Source organism: Pantoea sp. GM_Pan_3, assembly GCF_026541045.1.
Taxonomy (GTDB): domain Bacteria; phylum Pseudomonadota; class Gammaproteobacteria; order Enterobacterales; family Enterobacteriaceae; genus Pantoea; species Pantoea anthophila.
The window spans coordinates 338,014-355,275 of the sequence record NZ_JALNVA010000004.1; the positions used below are offsets into that span (position 1 = coordinate 338,014).

A 17,262-nucleotide genomic window follows, 5' to 3' on the forward strand; every position below is an offset into this window, starting at 1 on the left:
AGTGATGGGCGGCGGGGCGTAGAGCAGAGGAGGATGAGATGCCGGTGTGGATACGCACAATGATGCCGACAGAGTCTTCACCACTTCCGCTAACAGGATGAATTTATGACGATGAAAACCGGAGCAAGAATTCTGGCCCTCTCGGCCCTCTCTGCCGTGCTCTTTTCGGCCAGCGCGATGGCAAAGATTGAGGAAGGTAAACTGGTCATCTGGATCAACGGTGACAAGGGCTATAACGGTCTTGCTGAAGTGGGTAAGAAATTCGAGCAGGAGACCGGTATCAAAGTCACCGTTGAACATCCTGACAAAATGGAAGAGAAGTATCCGCAGGTGGCGGCGACGGGCGATGGTCCGGACATTATCTTCTGGGCGCACGACCGGTTTGGCGGCTATGCGCAGTCGGGCCTGCTGGCGGAAATCAGCCCGGACGCCAGCTTCCAGCAGAAGATTTTCCCCTTCACCTGGGATGCGGTTCGCTTTGACGGCAAGCTGATTGGCTACCCGATCTCGGTCGAGTCACTCTCGCTGATCTACAACAAAAAGCTGCTGCCTAATCCGCCAAAAACCTGGGAAGAGATGGCCGGTCTCGATAAGCAACTGCGCGCTAAGGGCAAAAGCGCCATTATGTTCAACCTGCAGGAACCCTACTTTACCTGGCCACTGCTGGCCGCTGGCGGAGCTTACGCCTTTAAGCTGACCGACGGGCGCTATGACGTGAAGGATGTCGGCGTGGATAACGCGGGCGCGAAAGCCGGGATGCAGTTCCTGGTCGATCAGGTCAAAGCTAAAACCCTGAATGCGGATACCGATTATTCAATTGCCGAGGCGGCCTTTAACAAAGGGGAAACCGCGATGACGATCAACGGCCCCTGGGCATGGAGCAACATCGACAAGAGCGGGATCGACTATGGCGTGACCACGCTGCCAACGCTGAACGGTAAACCCTCTAAGGCGTTTGTTGGTGTGCTGAGCGCCGGGATCAACGCCGCCAGTCCGAATAAAGAGCTGGCGAAGGAGTTCCTGGAGAACTACCTGCTGACCGATGCCGGCCTGGATGCGGTCAATAAAGATAAGCCGCTGGGCGCGGTGGCGCTGAAATCGTTCCAGCAGACGCTGGAAAAAGATTCCCGTATCGCTGCCACCATGACCAACGCCCGTCAGGGTGACATCATGCCGAATATCCCGCAGATGGCCGCATTCTGGTACGCGATGCGCACCGCCACGCTGAATGCCCTGGGCGGTCGTCAGAGCGTTGACGCCGCACTGAAAGATGCCCAGGCGCGTCTGAAGAAATAATTTTTCCCTGCCGCCGGGGCAACCCGGCCTGAGTGACCGTTAAGGAAAACCGCATCATGTCAGGAAAACCGAAAACGCACAGTCTGCTGTTAAAGGGCGTTCTCATCGGAATGGGCTGTCTGCTGGTCGGCTATCTGCTGGTGCTGATGTACGCGCAGGGCGAATATCTGTTTGCGCTGCTGACGCTGATCCTCAGTGCCACCGGGCTGTGGATTTACGCCAACCGTCGCGCCTATGCGTGGCGTTATGTCTATCCCGGCGTGGCCGGGATGGCGCTGTTTGTCCTGTTCCCCCTCGCCTGCACCGTGGCCATTGCGTTCACCAACTACAGCAGCACCAATCAGCTGACCTTTGAGCGCGCGCAACAGGTACTGCTGAGCCGCACCTTCCAGTCGGGGGACGCCGTCAGTTTCGCACTCTTCCCGGCTGGCGACCGCTGGCAGCTGGTGCTGAACGATGGCAAAGCAGACTTTGTCTCGCCGCCGTTTCAGTTTGGCGCTGAACAGACGCTGAAAATGGCCCCCGCGACGCCGCCAGCGGGTGAGCGGGCGACCCTGAGGGTCATCACCACCCATCGCCAGGCGCTGAGCCAGATCCATGCTGAGCTGCCGGATGGCCGTCAGCTGCGGATGAGTTCGCTGCGCCAGTTCTCCGGAACTCAGCCGCTCTACCGGGTGGGCGCGCCGGATGAGCTGATCAATCAGCAGAGTGGCGTGCACTATCGCGCCAATCCGCAGACCGGTTTTTATCAGGCCGTCAACGCCGACAATAAATGGGACAACGAAACGCTGAGCCCCGGCTTCACCGTGAATACCGGCTGGAAAAACTTCCTGCGGGTCTTTACCGACGAAGGGATTCAGAAACCGTTCCTGGCGATTTTTGGCTGGACGCTCTTCTTCTCGCTGGTCACCGTGGTGCTCACCGTCTCCGTCGGCATGGTGCTCGCCTGTCTGGTGCAGTGGGAGGCGCTGCGCGGCAAAGCCGTTTACCGGGTGATGCTGATCCTGCCCTATGCCGTTCCCGCGTTTATCTCGATTCTGATTTTCAAAGGGCTGTTTAACCAGAGCTTCGGTGAGATCAACGTGATGCTCAGCGCGCTGTTTGGTGTGAAACCCGCCTGGTTCAGCGATCCGACGCTGGCGCGTACCATGCTGATCATTGTGAATACCTGGCTGGGCTACCCCTACATGATGATCCTCTGCATGGGGCTGCTGAAGGCGATTCCGGACGATCTCTATGAAGCCTCGGCGATGGATGGCGCAGGCCCATTGCAGAACTTTTTCCTGATCACCCTGCCGCTGCTGCTGAAACCGCTGATGCCGCTGATGATTGCCAGCTTTGCCTTCAACTTTAATAACTTTGTGCTGGTGCAGTTACTGACCAACGGCGGGCCCGATCGTCTCGGTACCACCACGCCAGCCGGGTATACGGATCTGCTGGTGAACTACACCTGGCGTATCGCCTTTGAAGGCGGCGGCGGGCAGGACTTTGGTCTGGCGGCGGCGATTGCCACCCTGATCTTCCTGCTGGTGGGTGCGCTGGCGGTGATCAACCTGAAAGCCTCGCGGATAAAATTCGACTAAGCGTCTGGCCCGACAGGCGCAGACCCGGACCGTGAGGATGGTAAGCACGGTCCGGGTTCAGACTGACAAATCAAATTGCCTGATGGACCAGGTTTAAGGAGCTGTTATGGCTATGGTACAACCCAAATCGCAACGGCTGCGTCTGCTGACCACGCATCTGCTGCTGCTGTTATTTATCGCGGCGATTCTCTTTCCGCTGCTGATGGTGGTGGCGATTTCGCTGCGCGCCGGTAATTTCGCCACCGGCAGCCTCATCCCGGAGCAGATCTCATGGGAGCACTGGCGTCTGGCGCTGGGTTTCAGTGTGGAACATGCGGATGGACGGGTCACACCGCCGCCCTTCCCGGTGCTGCTCTGGTTATGGAACTCGGTTAAGATCGCGGCCATCAGTGCGCTGGGCATCGTGGCGCTCTCCACCACCTGCGCCTATGCGTTTGCCCGCATGCGCTTTACCGGCCGTGCCAGCCTGCTGAAGGGGATGCTGATTTTCCAGATGTTCCCGGCGGTGCTGTCGCTGGTGGCGCTCTATGCGCTGTTTGACCGGCTCGGCCAGTATCTCCCGTTTATCGGGCTGAATACCCACGGCGGCGTGATATTCGCCTATCTTGGCGGCATTGCGCTGCATGTCTGGACGATAAAAGGCTATTTCGAAACCATCGACGGTTCGCTGGAAGAGGCGGCGGCGCTGGATGGTGCCACCCCGTGGCAGGCGTTCCGGCTGGTGCTGCTGCCGCTGTCGGTGCCGATTCTGGCGGTGGTGTTTATTCTGGCCTTTATCGCGGCGGTGACAGAGGTGCCGGTCGCCTCGCTGCTGCTGCGCGATGTTAACAGCTACACCCTTGCGGTCGGGATGCAGCAGTATCTCAATCCGCAGAACTATCTTTGGGGCGACTTTGCCGCCGCCGCGGTGCTCTCTGCGATTCCGATTACCCTGGTCTTCCTGCTGGCCCAGCGCTGGCTGGTCAGCGGCTTAACCGCGGGCGGGGTGAAAGGCTAAACGATCATCATTGTACGTTGCCACTGCTTACACAACCTCTGTTGTGGTTGAAGGATTCGGCGGCCTCCGGGCCGCCTTTTTTTACGCTTCCTCTGCCGGTGTACGGCTGCCTGCCACCAGCGCCACGACAAGCGCGGTGATCGCCTGCTCGCCTGCCTGTTTATCGATATCGCCCCGTGCCACCGCGCCTGCGATAGCATCCGCACCCCCCAGCAAGCCCCACATGCCTGCTTCGGCCATTCCGCTGCTGCCCGTAAACGGAGCAAACCAGCGCTGACAGCGGGCGATAAAGTCGAGCTGATAGTGACGTTTTACCGCAGCGAGTTCAGGCGTGGTGCTGAGCGCGGAAAGCAGTTCAGGAATTTCACGTCCTTCCGTCATGACACAATCCACGTAACAGGCTGCGAGCACGGCCGCTTTTTGCTGCATCTGCATCGGCGCAGCCTCCATGGCTGCTTCCATCCGATCGGTCTGGCGGCGGTCGAAATCGTCATACAATGCCGCCAGCAGACCATGACGGGTCGTGAAGTGATCGTAAACGACGGGCTTACTGACGCCCGCTGCCTCACCCACCCGGGCCAGCGTCAGCGCCTCGCTGCCTTCGGCCTGCATGATCTGCCAGGCGACTTCTGACAGCTGTCGGCGACGGGCCTCGCGTGACAGACGTTTAGGGGAAGACTTTTTCGCGGTCATGCGCTTTCCTCACGGGCAAAAATCCGTTGCCCCCATTGCTGCGCCCGCTGATAGTGTGACTCAGGAAATCCCTCGTCGCTGGTCAGTAGCAGCTCGCTGGTAACCACCGGCGCACCACAATAATCAAAGATGCCGTGATCGATCAGATTCCGCATGCTGCCGAAATAGCCGCGGCGCATAAAAGTTCGCGTATCGGCTGCACCCAGCGCGATCAGATGCACGGGAAGATGCCCGAGGCGCTTCACTATCCGATCATCCTGCTCGTCAAAGGCCCAGCCTGCAATAAAGACCCGGTCGATCCAGCCCTTGAGCTGCGCCGGAAATGACCACCAGTAAATCGGGTAGACCAGCACCAGCGCATCAGCGCGGTCCAGCCGCTGCTGCTCGGCCAGCACATCCGGCGGAGTTGCAGCCTCACCATTGAAACGCTGGTGATCGCTGAGCGTAAAACGCGGGTCGAACCCCTCAGCGGCGAGATCGGCCTGTTCAACCGTGTGGTGGCCTGAGGCCAGAACCCCCTGCGCAAGCTGGTCCGCAATGCGGTGGGTGTGAGCATCATGATTGGGATGGGCAGTTACTATGAGTGCATGCATCGTCGTCACCTTACCTGATTAGCCATTAAGCTACTAAAGGTAGGTTACGGTTAGTAGGTTAGCAAGTGGCAACGTATGCAGAGATTCTGCTGACCGCATTTACTGTTCAGGTGAAGCTGTCGCCAGCAGGGATGTTTCAGGGACGGTTAAACGTAAAAGGGAGAAGCGCCAGGCGGTCGGTTGATTAAACAATTGTGTAAATCAATCGCATCATCAGTTCAGGCTCCCTGAATAAGAGTCAGAAACATACAAAGGCAGGCGCTATAACTGAAACAGGATAACTAGCTTCTCTTATATTTAACGTTGATGATCAGAAAGATAACCGTGTTCAAACAGATTGAGAATAAAAAACTCACTAAACAATAAAAATAAAACGAATCAGACAGGGTATATCTCTGTGTCAGATATACACTGGTCAGTGGATACAGGAAACAGACCAGCAGAGTGACAGGCAGTGAAATCAATAGCTTCCTGTAATTTGTAACAGGTTTTGATTTATTTAGTAGCTGAATGCAAAATGCAAAAACAGAAAGAAAAACAGGTCCGAAAGCAAATTCACCCAACGTCATTACGTAACTCCCTCTCCTTAGCCAGGGAAAATTATTCCCTTATCCTTATTTAGCGACACGCCATCGTAACGCTGATAACAGATAACGTCATTATGAATTAATATGATTTTGCTGGTCACTCTGCACTATATCCCCAGACATCTTTTTTATTCTTAAAAGAAACGCCGGATTATATATGTGTTAATGATGACGGAAACAGAGGCGGGGATTAACGCTTTCTGCGGCGAGATTGGCCTGTTCAGCCGTATGGCGGCCTGACGCCATACGGTCAGCCGTTAACGACGATAAGCCAGCGAGCGCACCAGCCAGTCGCCCAGTATCTGAATCAACATCACCAGCGCCAGCAGCACGACAATGGTCGCTGCCATGATCTGATTGTCAAAGCGCTGATAGCCGTAGCGAATCGCCAGATCCCCCAGTCCGCCGCCGCCGACCACGCCGGCCATCGCCGAGAAGCCGATCAGCATCACAATCGTCAGGGTGATCCCTGCCACCAGCGCAGGCAACGCCTCCGGCAGCAGCACGCGGCTGACAATATGCCACAGATTGCCCCCCATCGACACCACCGCCTCAATGCGGCCGCGATCGACTTCATCCAGCGCGTTCTCCACGATGCGCGCAAAGAAGGGAAACGCCCCCAGGGTAATCGGTACAATCGCAGCCGTACTGCCCAGCGTGGTACCAACCAGCAGGCGGGTAAAGGGGATAAGCGCGATCAGGAGCACGACAAACGGCAGCGCGCGTCCGGTATTCACCAGCGTATTCAGCAGGAGAGAGATGGCGCGATTGGGCAGAATACCCTGTGGACGGGTCAGAAACAGCAGGACACCCACCGGCAATCCGATAGCGACGGTAAAAAGCGCTGCCAGCAGCACCATATAGAGCGTTTCGCCCGTGGCATTCAGCAGCAGTTCCTGAAAACGATCGCGGGTCATGCTACGCATCGGGTAAGAGCCTCCCGCTGATATTTTTCGATAAACGCCCTGTCCGCCTCGCCATCCTTCAGCAGCATCGTGCGGAGACGGCCCTCTTCGCGTCCCATGATCTGGCTGAGAGTGCCGCTTTCCACCAGCTGCCCCTTCTCCAGCAGCGCGGCACCGTCACAGATACGCTTCACGACCGCCATCTCATGCGTGATCAGGACGATGGTGATATTCAGCTGCTGCTGAATATCTGCCAGCAGATCAAGAATGGAGAGGGTGGTTTCCGGGTCCAGTGCACTGGTCGCCTCATCGCACAGCAGATAGCGGGGACGGGCCGCCAGCGCGCGGGCGATCCCGACACGCTGTTTCTGTCCCCCGGAGAGCTGTGAGGGCCAGGCCGTTGCAAAGGCTGTCAGTCCCACCAGATCCAGCAGCGAAGTCACGCGGGCGTGGCGTTCGGCCCTGGGTATCCCGGCAATCTCCAGCGCCAGGTCAATATTGTCCCGCACGTTGCGGGAATGAAGCAGATTAAAGTGCTGAAAGATCATCCCCATCTGCTGCCGTTGCTGCCGGAGCTGCGCCAGACTCAGCCGGGAGATATCTTCACCATCGATCTCAATCAGACCGCTGGAGGGACTCTCCAGCCGGTTCAGGCAGCGCAGCAGCGTGCTTTTACCCGCCCCGCTTCGCCCCAGTATGCCGAAGATCGACCCTTCACTGATGGTGAGAGAGATATCGTCTAACGCTGGCGCGGGTGCGCCAGCATAGTGTTTGCTGAGGTGACGGATATTAATCATGCTGATTATCCGCGACCGGAATCACGGAGCCCTGGTAGTTTTTCCGGATAAACGCGGCCACCTGCGGCGAACGCAGATCCTTTGCCAGCTGCACGACGCGGGGATCTTTTTCCAGTGCCGGGGTGGTGACCAGCAGGTTGGCATACGGGTTATGCGCAGCGGACTCCAGACCCAGCGCATCTTTGGCCGGATTCAGCCCCGCCTCCAGCGCATAGTTGCCGTTGATGATCGCGGCATCAACATCATCCAGCGAGCGTGGCAACTGAGGCGATTCAATCTCGATGATTTTGATTTTCTTCGGGTTTTCGCTGATGTCCTTCGGCGTCACCAGCGTGGATCCCGCTTCACCCTGCGCCCGGAGTTTAATGACCCCTTTATCCTGCAGCAGCCACAGCGCACGGCTCAGATTGGTGGTGTTGTTGGGTACCGCAATGCTGGCACCCTCTGGCAACGCCGCCAGCGACTTCACTTTGCGCGAGTAGATCCCCAGTGGCTCAATGTGCACACTGGCGACGACGGCAAAGGTCTTACCCAGCGCCTTTTCCTGATCTTTCAGGTAGGGCAGATGCTGGAAGTAGTTCGCATCCACATCCCCGGAGGCGAGCAGTTCATTGGCGTTTACCCCACCGCTCAGCTCCACGATCCTGATGTCGAGTTTGGGATCCAGCGTTTTAACGTACTCCAGAATTTCGGCATGTGGCACCGGATCCGCAGCCACACGCAGCGGCGCAGCCTGCAGACTTTGAGCAATCAGCAGTGAAAGACCGGCCAGAGCCAGAACGCGCTTTTTAATCATCATCATTTATCTCTTATGGTTTTAGTGGGAGGTGTGTTCAGGATAAAAACGCTCTGCAACTTCCGGATGCGAACGCAGCCGGCCTTTGAGGTAATTCCAGCCGACTTCACGCAGCAGCGGGTTGAGCGGATCGCTGGCCGGTCCCTGAGCCAACCCGGCCAGCTGTGGGGGCAGCGGGTAGATCGGCACAACGGCATCGAGCTGCGCACCGAGGAAAAAGGCGATGGAGAGGCGCTCGCGGCTTTGCAGGGGCGATACCACCCGATGAACGGTTGCGCGCAGATAGCCATTGGTCGCCAGCTCCAGCAGCTCGCCAATGTTCACCACAAACGCGCCCGGTTTCGGTAAGGCGTCAATCCAGTTGTCCGGCGTCACTTCCACCTGAAGACCCGGCTGATCGTCCTGCAGCAGCATTGTCAGGAAGCCGGAATCTTTGTGCGCGCCGACGCCCTGGCGGGATTCGCCCTCGCTACGGCCGGGGTAGCGGATAAGCTTGATATGTTCGTTGGGATAGTCGCCATAGAGATTGTCAAAGGCGTTGCGCGGCAGATGGAGCGCTTCGGCAAAGGCGCGCAGCAGCTCCAGCGCAACGGCGGTCATCTGCTGCTGCCAGCGGGTGACGACGGTCTGCAGTTCCGGCAGGGCTTCAGGCCACTGATTGGGGCCCTGCATCCGTTGCCAGGTGGGCGAGTCGGCGGTCACGGGCAGCGCTTCGCGTTCAGCACCAATGTCAAACTGCTCGCGAAAATCGGGCTGGCTGCGGGTTATCTCCACGCCAGCCAGGTTATAACCGCGAAAATGAGGCGAATTGGCCATCCTGACGGCGCTTTTGTCCGCCTGTGGCAGGGCAAAAAACTGGCGTGCGACCTGCTGAACCTCATCGGATAACGCGCGGTCGATCCCGTGGTTGATCAGATAGAAGAAACCCACCTCACGCGCCGCCTGGCTGAGTTTCTCGCGTGACTGTTGCTGCTGCTGTTGATCTCCCGATAACAGTGCGAAATCAATAACCGGTAATTCTGCTGATGTTAACGCGCCCATGTTTAACACTCTGTTGGTCTGGAATAGCAGTACACTGCCACTGCATTTATGCGTTAACTACCAACTAATCCTGCTATAGATATGCGGCGAACGGAAATATCGCGCTGCACCCCAGTCAAATGATCCGCAGATTACTCTGGTTGCCGGATGAGACATTCTGGCGCACGTCAGGCTTGCCGACGCCTGCTGGCCGGAATCATCCTGCGCCGGATGTTACGAAATGTTTATTGCCGTAAGCAGAGATGAATAAGATTACTATGCTGACTTTGTCAGTAAAAGTAGTTATTTCCGCTGAAAACTTGCAATACCTTACAATTGTGGTCTAAGGTTTGCCCCTGCGGTTAATTGCCGCTTCACTTAAAACTTATTCGGCTTCTTATAGCTTTCATTTCCACGGTTTCTTCTGACCCTTATTTTCGGCTGCGAAAGCTATAAGACTCCTTCATTCAGCAGTTGAGGAGTTTATGGACACCAGAAACAGATCGTCTGACCACGCAAAGAAACATTTCTGGAACAGGAAGCAAAAAGAGCTGACTGTTGATGACATTACCGTGATCGATAACGACATGCTGAAGCGTGCCGTTGGCGCAGCCGCGTTAGGTAATGCGATGGAATGGTTCGACTTCGGCGTTTACAGCTACCTCGCCGTTATCATCGGCAAGGTCTTCTTCCCGGACGCCAACAACGCCGTGCAGCTTATCGCCACCTTCGGTACGTTCGCTGCGGCCTTCCTGGTCCGTCCGATTGGCGGCCTGGTGTTTGGCCCACTGGGTGACCGTATCGGCCGACAGAAAGTGCTGGCGATGACGATGATCATGATGTCGATTGGCACATTCTGTATCGGCCTGATTCCGGCCTATTCCTCTATTGGCATCATGGCACCGATCCTGCTGCTGGTGGCGCGTCTGATCCAGGGCTTTTCGACCGGCGGGGAATATGGCGGCGCAGCGACCTTTATTGCGGAGTACTCTACCGATAAACGCCGAGGCTTCATGGGCAGCTTCCTGGAGTTCGGCACCATTGGTGGTTACCTGCTGGGTGCCAGCCTGGTGACGGTGATGACCACCCTGATGTCAAACGAGGCGATGATGTCCTGGGGCTGGCGCGTGCCCTTCTTTATCGCCGCGCCGCTGGGTCTGTTTGGTCTCTATGTGCGACTGAAGCTGGAAGAGACCCCGGCCTTCCAGCAGCACATGGAAAAACAGGAGGCGCTGGAGCAGAGCAAACCGCGCCTGACCCTGATGCAGATGCTGAGCAAATACCGTGCGCCGATGCTGAAATGTATCGGTCTGGTGCTGCTGTTTAACGTCTCTAACTACATGCTGACCTCCTATATGCCTAGTTATCTGACCGGCGTACTGGGTCTGCCTGAACTGAGTGGCCTGCTGCTGGTGATGGTGGCAATGTTTGTGATGATGCCGCTGACGCTGCTGTGGGGCCGCTGGACGGACCGCATCGGGCGTCGTCCGGTGATTGGCTTTGGTGCGGTGGGTCTGATCCTGCTCGCGATTCCGAGCTTTATGCTGATCGGTTCCGGTAACATGTGGGCAGTATTCGGCGGCCTGCTGATTCTGGGCGTGCTGCACACCTGCTTCAGCGGCACCATGCCTTCAACGCTGCCTGCGCTGTTTACGACCGATATCCGTTACAGTGCGCTGGCCATTGGCTTTAACCTGTCGGTCTCCCTGTTTGGCGGAACCACCCCGCTGATTACGGCGTGGCTGGTCGATACCAGTAAAAACACCATGATGCCGGCCTACTACATGATGGGTGCGGGCATCATCGGTCTGCTGACTATTCTGACCGTCCGTGAAACCGCCCGGCAGCCGCTGACCGGTTCATCGCCAGCGGTGGCGACCAAAGCGGAAGCACATCGCCTGATTGATAAGCTGCGCAAGCGCTCAAAACCTTCAGCGCCCGCAGCGCATTAAGTCTGAAAACACCCTGCTCTGCAGGGTGTTTTTTTATCTGACGCCTCTTCCTCTTTTTCCGGCATCACCTCAGCGCCCGGAGTCGTCATCCCTCTGACTTCACGCCCTGCCGGAAACGCGCCACTTTCGCCCGATTACCGCACAGCGCCATGCTGCACCAGCGACGGCGATGCGCTTTGGTACGATCGTAAAACCACAGGTTACAGGCGGGATGTTCACAAGCGCGTACCCGGCTGAAATCCGCCTGGGCCAGCAGGCTGGCAGCCTGTTCTGCAACCCGCCCCAGTCGCTGCATTGCGCTCTGAGCAGGATAAATCCGGCGGATCTGCAACGTCCCCTGCTCTGTGACGAGCTGCATATGGCTGATCGCCTCGCCCAGCCAGGCATTCAGCACCCGCACATCTATCGCTTCACCCGCCTTCTGTTGCTGCACCATGTCGCGAATGTTGTCCCGCAGCTGACGGGCAGCCTGCAACAGCGTGCCAGCTTCAGAGTGCGCTGCCGGGCCGTCTGTAGCCAGTCCGGCCTGCTGAAGCCATGCGTCAACATCCTCATCGGTTTGCCAGAAATCGTGCGGCTGACCGTCCACGATGGCGACGGTATTAATGAAGTCCAGCGCCGGATGATCGGCCAGAAACCACGGCCCCTGCGCGGTGGATGATTGTGTTTCTGCCATGTTAATGCCCCTCCTGGGAGTCTCGCCTAACACCAGTGTCACCGATAAAAGACGCATTATACAGTTACAAACAGATCGTGTAACCACTTAAATCATCATTGACAGGTTACCAAAAGGCAGCATAATCAGCATCAGTAACCCCTAATAAACGAATTTACCAGTTACAGGAGTGTCAGCTATGACCGACCACGCTATTCAACATCGCTATCTGCAGGCCGATGGGGTCAATATCTTCTATCGGGAAGCGGGCGATCCTTCCCACCCGGTACTGTTACTGCTGCATGGCTTTCCCACCTCGTCACATCAGTTTCGTCACCTTATTCCTCTGCTGGCTGACAGGTTTCACCTTATCGCGCCCGATCTGCCCGGCTTTGGCTTTACTGACGTTCCCGCTGAGCGTCACTACAGCTGGACTTTCGACGCACTCGGTCAGACGCTGACCGCTTTCGTGGATGCGCTGGGTCTGAAACGTTATGCCCTGTATGTTTTCGACTATGGTGCCCCTGCCGGTCTGCGTCTGGCCCTCGCCCGGCCTGAGCGTGTCAGCGGACTGATATCGCAAAACGGCAATGCCTATCTGGAGGGACTGGGAGAAGCCTGGGCGCCGGTGCGTGCTTACTGGGACGACCCCAGCGAAGCTAAGGGGCAGGTGGTGCGCGACACCGTCCTGACGCCGGAGGCGATCAAGTGGCAATACACGCATGGCGTCAGCGATCCGCAGTTAATTGCGCCGGAGACGTATACGCTGGACACCCTGCTGATGGAGCGACCCGGTAATAAAGCGATTCAGCAGGCGCTGTTTCTCGATTACGCCAGTAATTTGCAGCGCTACCCGGAATTTCAGGCCTTTTTCCGTCAAAAGCAGCTGCCGACGCTGGTGATCTGGGGGAAACACGATCCCTTCTTTATCCCGCCGGGGGCAGCAGCCTGGCAGCGTGACAATCCGCAGGCGGTGGTTGAGATGCTGGATAGCGGGCATTTCGCGCTGGAGACCCATACTCAGCACATTGCAACGCGTATCCGGGAGATGTTCAGCGGCGACTGACAAAAGGGGCACAGAAGCTATCCGATACCGCCTCTGTGCCTCTCCCTTCCTTTATTCATTACTGAAACGGCCGACCGTACTGGCCGCGCCCAGCGCATGCCCCTTCAGCTGTGCAATCAGTTCCGCCTGGGTTAAACCCGCTTTTAACTGGCCCGGCGGCAAATCGGTGGCGATCAGCACAAAGTTATAGTGGTGCAGACCGCTACCCGCTGGCGGACAGGGGCCATAATAGTGTGTGGTTCCCGGCGTATTCTTTCCGCCGGTATACCCATTCCCCTTCGTCAGAGCGCCCTGAGCAAACGATGAACGCGTGGGGGCAATGTTGTAAGCCACCATGTGGGTGACGCCAAGCCCCCTGGCCCCCACCGGATCGGTCATCAGCAGCGCCAGACTGCGGGTGCCCGCCGGAATAGCCGACCAGTTGAGTTCAGGAGAGATATTCTCCCCGGTACAGGAAGGATTACTTTTATTGGCACCGGCAAACTTTTTATCGAGCAGCGCATTGTCGCTGAAGTCCCGGGATTGCAACGTAAACACGGATGCCGCCAGCGTGGTCATGGGCAGAACGGCCAGCGCCGCCGCGCAGAGTAATTTTTTCAACCGTCACTCCTTATCAGATAGCACCTGAGAAAATTGTCCCGCTACATTTTGTCATTGCCTGCTTACTCTGACGGCTGCGCGACAGAGGCCGCACAGCAGCGTCAGCATTTTCACTTCGCCTTGTTCAGAGCCGCAAAGACGCGTGCGACCGCGACGGCCCCCGGATCGGGCACGCCATTGAGGTTTGTGCTGTTCAGATAGGAGGAGCGACCCGCTTTTGCTGTTCCCATGGTGGCCGTCGCCTCACTGCCCTGCTGCGCCGCTTCTGCTGCCGCCTCCAGTGACTGACCCGCCACCAGCGCCTCAATGGCCGGTTGCAGTGCATCGATCAGTGTCCGATCACCCGGCTTTGCCCCGCCATACTCCTTCATCTTCTCCAGCCCCTGCTGCAGGGCGACAGGCAGGGTATCGCCCTCCGCCAGTTGCTGAGCGGCAGCGGTAAAAAAGATCGCCATCAGCACGCCGCTGGAGCCGCCCATCACCGTCGCCAGCCGCTCTCCCGTGACCGCGAGCAGCTCGGGAAGAGCATTCAGTGGCAGCTGATTATCATCACATTCGCGCTGGATCTGACGCGCGCCCGCGGCAAAGGTCGAACCGGTATCACCGTCCCCGACCTGCGCATCCAGCCGGTTCAGCTCACTTTCGCAGGCCATCAGGGTTTCACAGATAGTGTTCACGTAAGCGGCAACCTGGGGGTTTGCAGAGGGCTGGACCGGGTGGGCTGAAGCCGGAGTGGCGGCACTTACCGGTTCCAGTGGGGCGATTCTCACCGGGGTTACCCAGCCGGTGACCTCAACCGGCGCGCAGAGGGCCTCTTCGAAGAGGGGAGTCAGCCTCATGCAGGTCACGGAAAACCCTTTCATGTCCAGTGCGGTCATCAGCGGCGCAGGCCCCATCAGATAGTTACTGCCCCGGCTGAGCGGTGACGCAATCAGGTCCCGCGTCACCAGACTCATCTCCAGCGCGGACATACCGCCCAGATTATTCACCAGCAGCGCGCAGGGTTCCTCATTCTCCGGCATCACCTTCTCCAGCAGCTGCTGAACAATCTGCTGACTGTTCTGGCTCTGCATCACCTCAACGCCCGGTTCCCCGTGAATGCCCAGTCCCATTTCAACACTGCCTTCCGGCACCCGCTGGCTGACAGGCTCATCCGGCAGATGGCAGCCGGAAAGCGCCACGCCCATCGACGCGATGGCCTGGCTGGCCGCCTGCGCGGCCGCGGTGACCGCCGCCAGGTCATCACCCCGTCCGGCGACGAATCCCGCCACCTTGTGTACCAGCAGGGTACCGGCCAACCCGCGCGGCTGAGGATTCTCCGGCAGGGCCACATCATCACCGACAATCACCATGTTGACGCTGTATCCCGCCTTACGCGCCTTCTCTGCCGCAAGGCCAAAGTTAAGCCGATCGCCGGTGTAATTTTTTACAATCAGCAGGCATCCGGCTTCCCCGGTAAGATTGACGATGGCGTGATACACCGCGTCTACGCTGGGTGAAGCAAAGAGATCGCCACAAACGGCGGCCGTCAGCATCCCTTTACCGATAAATCCGACATGCGCCGGTTCATGTCCGGCTCCCCCGCCGGAGATCAGCGCCACCTGCTGTTTCTGCCAGTCCCTGCGCATGACAATGCGGATTCGCGGCGCGACCTGTAGCCGCACCAGATTGCGCCACGGGCTGGCGTAAATCATGCCATCTAACGCGCTGTCGACAAGGTCGTCCTTGTTATTCAGTACAAATCGGGTCATCTCTTCATTCCTCATGGGCGTGCGAAGGGGAAGTAAACAAGTGTTGCACATAACCGCCAGACGGGGAGAAATCCACTGCGAAACCCGGCGTATCAGCCCGTCTCGTTCAGCGCCTGGCGCGGCATCTGGCAAAGGCATCGCGCCATTACGGACTAATTTATTGATTTCTATCAAATATTTTTATCCGAAACTGAGAGGTTCTGCGCAGAACCCTGATAGGGAATGGTGGAAGTTAGAGCGCATTCACAAACAGAGGATGTTTTTATGACTCAACGTATGATTCTGAATGAAACGGCCTGGTTTGGTGCCGGCGCGTTACGCCATCTGCCGGAAGAGGTAGAGCGTCGTGGAATGCGCAAAGCCCTGATTGTTACTGACCGTGCACTGGTGGCAGCCGGTGCGCTGAAGCGGGTGACCGATCGGCTGGCCAGCCACCAGCTTGCCTGGGCGGTGTACGATGAGGTGGTGCCCAATCCCACCATTCGGGTGGTGCAGCAGGGCGTGGCGGCCTTCAGGGCATCGGGCGCAGATTATCTGATAGCGATCGGGGGCGGTTCACCTCAGGATACCAGCAAGGCGATCGGTATGATTATCAACAATCCCGAATTTGAAGATGTGCGCAGCCTGGAGGGCGTGGCCCCCACCCGCCATCCCTGCGTTCCGATTATCGCTATCCCGACCACCGCAGGCACCGCCGCTGAAGTCACCATCAACTACGTTATTACCGATGAAGAGAAACGCCGTAAGTTTGTCTGTGTCGATCCGCATGCCATTCCGAAAGTCGCAATTGTTGATGCGGAAATGATGGCGAGTATGCCCGCCTCACTGAAAGCCGCAACCGGTATTGATGCACTGACCCACGCGATTGAGGGCTATATCACGCGTGGCGCCTGGACGCTGACCGATATGCTGCATCTCAAAGCCATTGAGATTATCAGCCGGTCACTGCGCAAGTCGGTGGCGGGAGATCCCGACGCGGTGGAGCAGATGGCGCTGGGACAGTATGTCGCCGGGATGGGTTTCTCCAGTGTCGGACTCGGGCTGGTTCATGGCATGGCCCATCCGCTGGGCGCCTTTTATGATGTGCCACACGGCATTGCTAACGCCATTCTGCTGCCGCAGGTGATGGCGTGGAATGCCGCCTGGACCGGCGAAAAGTATCGCGACATTGCGCGCGCAATGGGCGTGAAGCAGGTCGACACCCTCTCGCTGGAGCAGGCGCGGGAGGCCGCGGTTGATGCCGTTCGTCAGCTCTGTCGGGATGTGGGCATCCCGCGTTCCTTACGTGAAGTGGGTTTGCAGCAGGCCGATATCCGGCCCTGGCGCAGGCCGCGCTGGATGATGTCTGTACCGGTGGCAACCCGCGCACGCCCGATCTTGAGGCGGTGATGGCGCTCTACCGTCAGAGTTAACGCGCGCCAGCTTATCCGCCGCTGACGTCAGGCCCGCTCACGCCAGCGGGCTTTTTTATCGTGCTGGATCTGTCGCGATTCGCCAGGGCGGATAAAGCCAGTCAGCGCGGTGACGGCCGGGGTTTTCTCGATTTTCTGATGCCCGTTTCAGCCTGAAATCGCCCGCGACTTTTCTGCAGGTTGCGGTGCATGCGCCACCTGACCGGATAATTTCTTTAGATGCTAAACCCTTAGTCACTTGATCTGGATCACAAAAATCCGCATCATGCGCAGCGAAAACCTTTACGATGCTGCGGAGATATTGATGACACTGTACCAGGGTATGCTGATTTTTTATGCCGTTGTTGCACTGTTCGCTACGCTGATCACCTTCTTCATCGCCAAAGATAAGCTCAGCATTAAACTGCTCAGCGCCTTTCTGGTGGGTGCCACCTGGCCGATGAGTTTTCCCGTTGCGCTGATGTTCGCGCTGTTTTAATTGACATTTTCGCCTTACCGACCACACTCAGATTAGACGTCACTGACCCGCTCTGCGCCGATCGCTGATGTCGGCTTGCTC

Annotated in this window: 15 protein-coding genes and 1 pseudogene; 7 read left to right on the plus strand and 9 right to left on the minus strand. The window is 57.7% G+C overall.

Features of this window, described 5'->3' with window-relative positions; all coding sequences use genetic code 11:
* Positions 1-105 precede the first annotated feature (105 nt).
* From malE to malG, 3 genes are all read left to right on the plus strand, one after another.
* The gene (malE, locus tag OXR04_RS14260) at positions 106-1,296 is read left to right on the plus strand and encodes a maltose/maltodextrin ABC transporter substrate-binding protein MalE (RefSeq protein WP_009093050.1); all 1,191 of its coding nucleotides are present in this window, start codon (positions 106-108) and stop codon (positions 1,294-1,296) included.
* Positions 1,297-1,352: 56 nt separating this feature from the next.
* Entirely contained in the window at positions 1,353-2,879 is a 1,527-nt protein-coding gene (malF, locus tag OXR04_RS14265) for a maltose ABC transporter permease MalF (protein ID WP_267371112.1), read from the plus strand.
* Positions 2,880-2,985: 106 nt separating this feature from the next.
* The gene (gene malG / locus OXR04_RS14270; RefSeq protein WP_009093054.1) at positions 2,986-3,876 is read left to right on the plus strand and encodes a maltose ABC transporter permease MalG; all 891 of its coding nucleotides are present in this window, start codon (positions 2,986-2,988) and stop codon (positions 3,874-3,876) included.
* Positions 3,877-3,957: 81 nt separating this feature from the next.
* On the opposite strand, the gene OXR04_RS14275 is transcribed toward malG, so the two are convergent.
* From OXR04_RS14275 to OXR04_RS14300, 6 genes are all read right to left on the minus strand, one after another.
* Positions 3,958-4,569, minus strand: a complete 612-nt coding sequence (locus OXR04_RS14275) for a TetR/AcrR family transcriptional regulator (protein WP_140029228.1) — start codon at positions 4,567-4,569, stop codon at positions 3,958-3,960.
* Positions 4,566-5,162, minus strand: a complete 597-nt coding sequence (locus OXR04_RS14280; protein ID WP_058957798.1) for an NAD(P)H-dependent oxidoreductase — start codon at positions 5,160-5,162, stop codon at positions 4,566-4,568. Before OXR04_RS14280 ends, OXR04_RS14275 begins: the two co-directional genes overlap by 4 nt.
* An 844-nt stretch (positions 5,163-6,006) precedes the next feature.
* A complete protein-coding gene (locus OXR04_RS14285; protein WP_267371117.1) occupies positions 6,007-6,675 on the minus strand; it encodes a methionine ABC transporter permease in 669 nt (222 codons plus the stop codon).
* The gene (locus OXR04_RS14290; protein WP_140923509.1) at positions 6,663-7,451 is read right to left on the minus strand and encodes an ATP-binding cassette domain-containing protein; all 789 of its coding nucleotides are present in this window, start codon (positions 7,449-7,451) and stop codon (positions 6,663-6,665) included. Before OXR04_RS14290 ends, OXR04_RS14285 begins: the two co-directional genes overlap by 13 nt.
* Positions 7,444-8,247 (minus strand): MetQ/NlpA family ABC transporter substrate-binding protein, encoded by an 804-nt coding sequence (locus OXR04_RS14295; RefSeq protein ID WP_033736835.1) that lies wholly within the window; start codon positions 8,245-8,247, stop codon positions 7,444-7,446. Before OXR04_RS14295 ends, OXR04_RS14290 begins: the two co-directional genes overlap by 8 nt.
* A 21-nt stretch (positions 8,248-8,268) precedes the next feature.
* Complete coding sequence (locus tag OXR04_RS14300; RefSeq protein WP_046102905.1) at positions 8,269-9,288, minus strand: 2-oxoglutarate and iron-dependent oxygenase domain-containing protein; 1,020 nt, start codon at positions 9,286-9,288, stop codon at positions 8,269-8,271.
* A 464-nt stretch (positions 9,289-9,752) separates the two neighbouring features.
* On the opposite strand from OXR04_RS14300, the gene proP reads away from it, so the two are divergent.
* Positions 9,753-11,219 (plus strand): glycine betaine/L-proline transporter ProP, encoded by a 1,467-nt coding sequence (gene proP / locus OXR04_RS14305; RefSeq protein WP_009093065.1) that lies wholly within the window; start codon positions 9,753-9,755, stop codon positions 11,217-11,219.
* An 85-nt stretch (positions 11,220-11,304) separates the two neighbouring features.
* On the opposite strand, the gene OXR04_RS14310 is transcribed toward proP, so the two are convergent.
* Positions 11,305-11,895 (minus strand): ABATE domain-containing protein, encoded by a 591-nt coding sequence (locus OXR04_RS14310; protein ID WP_140029233.1) that lies wholly within the window; start codon positions 11,893-11,895, stop codon positions 11,305-11,307.
* 178 nt (positions 11,896-12,073) lie between these two features.
* Here OXR04_RS14310 and OXR04_RS14315 point away from each other — a divergent pair, with 178 nt between their 5' ends.
* On the plus strand, positions 12,074-12,940 hold the full coding sequence (locus tag OXR04_RS14315; protein WP_009093067.1) for an alpha/beta hydrolase: 867 nt from the start codon (positions 12,074-12,076) through the stop codon (positions 12,938-12,940).
* 51 nt (positions 12,941-12,991) lie between these two features.
* Here the strand turns inward: OXR04_RS14315 and OXR04_RS14320 are convergent, their stop codons facing one another.
* Positions 12,992-13,540 carry a YbhB/YbcL family Raf kinase inhibitor-like protein gene (locus tag OXR04_RS14320; RefSeq protein WP_111207160.1) on the minus strand — a complete coding sequence of 183 codons (549 nt, stop codon included), beginning with the start codon at positions 13,538-13,540 and terminating at the stop codon, positions 12,992-12,994.
* A gap of 110 nt (positions 13,541-13,650) precedes the next feature.
* Positions 13,651-15,291 carry a dihydroxyacetone kinase subunit DhaK gene (locus OXR04_RS14325; RefSeq protein ID WP_267371124.1) on the minus strand — a complete coding sequence of 547 codons (1,641 nt, stop codon included), beginning with the start codon at positions 15,289-15,291 and terminating at the stop codon, positions 13,651-13,653.
* 264 nt (positions 15,292-15,555) lie between these two features.
* Between OXR04_RS14325 and fucO the strand changes: the two are divergent.
* A pseudogene (gene fucO, locus OXR04_RS14330) lies at positions 15,556-16,703 on the plus strand (lactaldehyde reductase).
* Positions 16,704-17,007: 304 nt separating this feature from the next.
* Complete coding sequence (locus tag OXR04_RS14335; RefSeq protein ID WP_009093071.1) at positions 17,008-17,181, plus strand: GhoT/OrtT family toxin; 174 nt, start codon at positions 17,008-17,010, stop codon at positions 17,179-17,181.
* Positions 17,182-17,262: the final 81 nt, after the last annotated feature.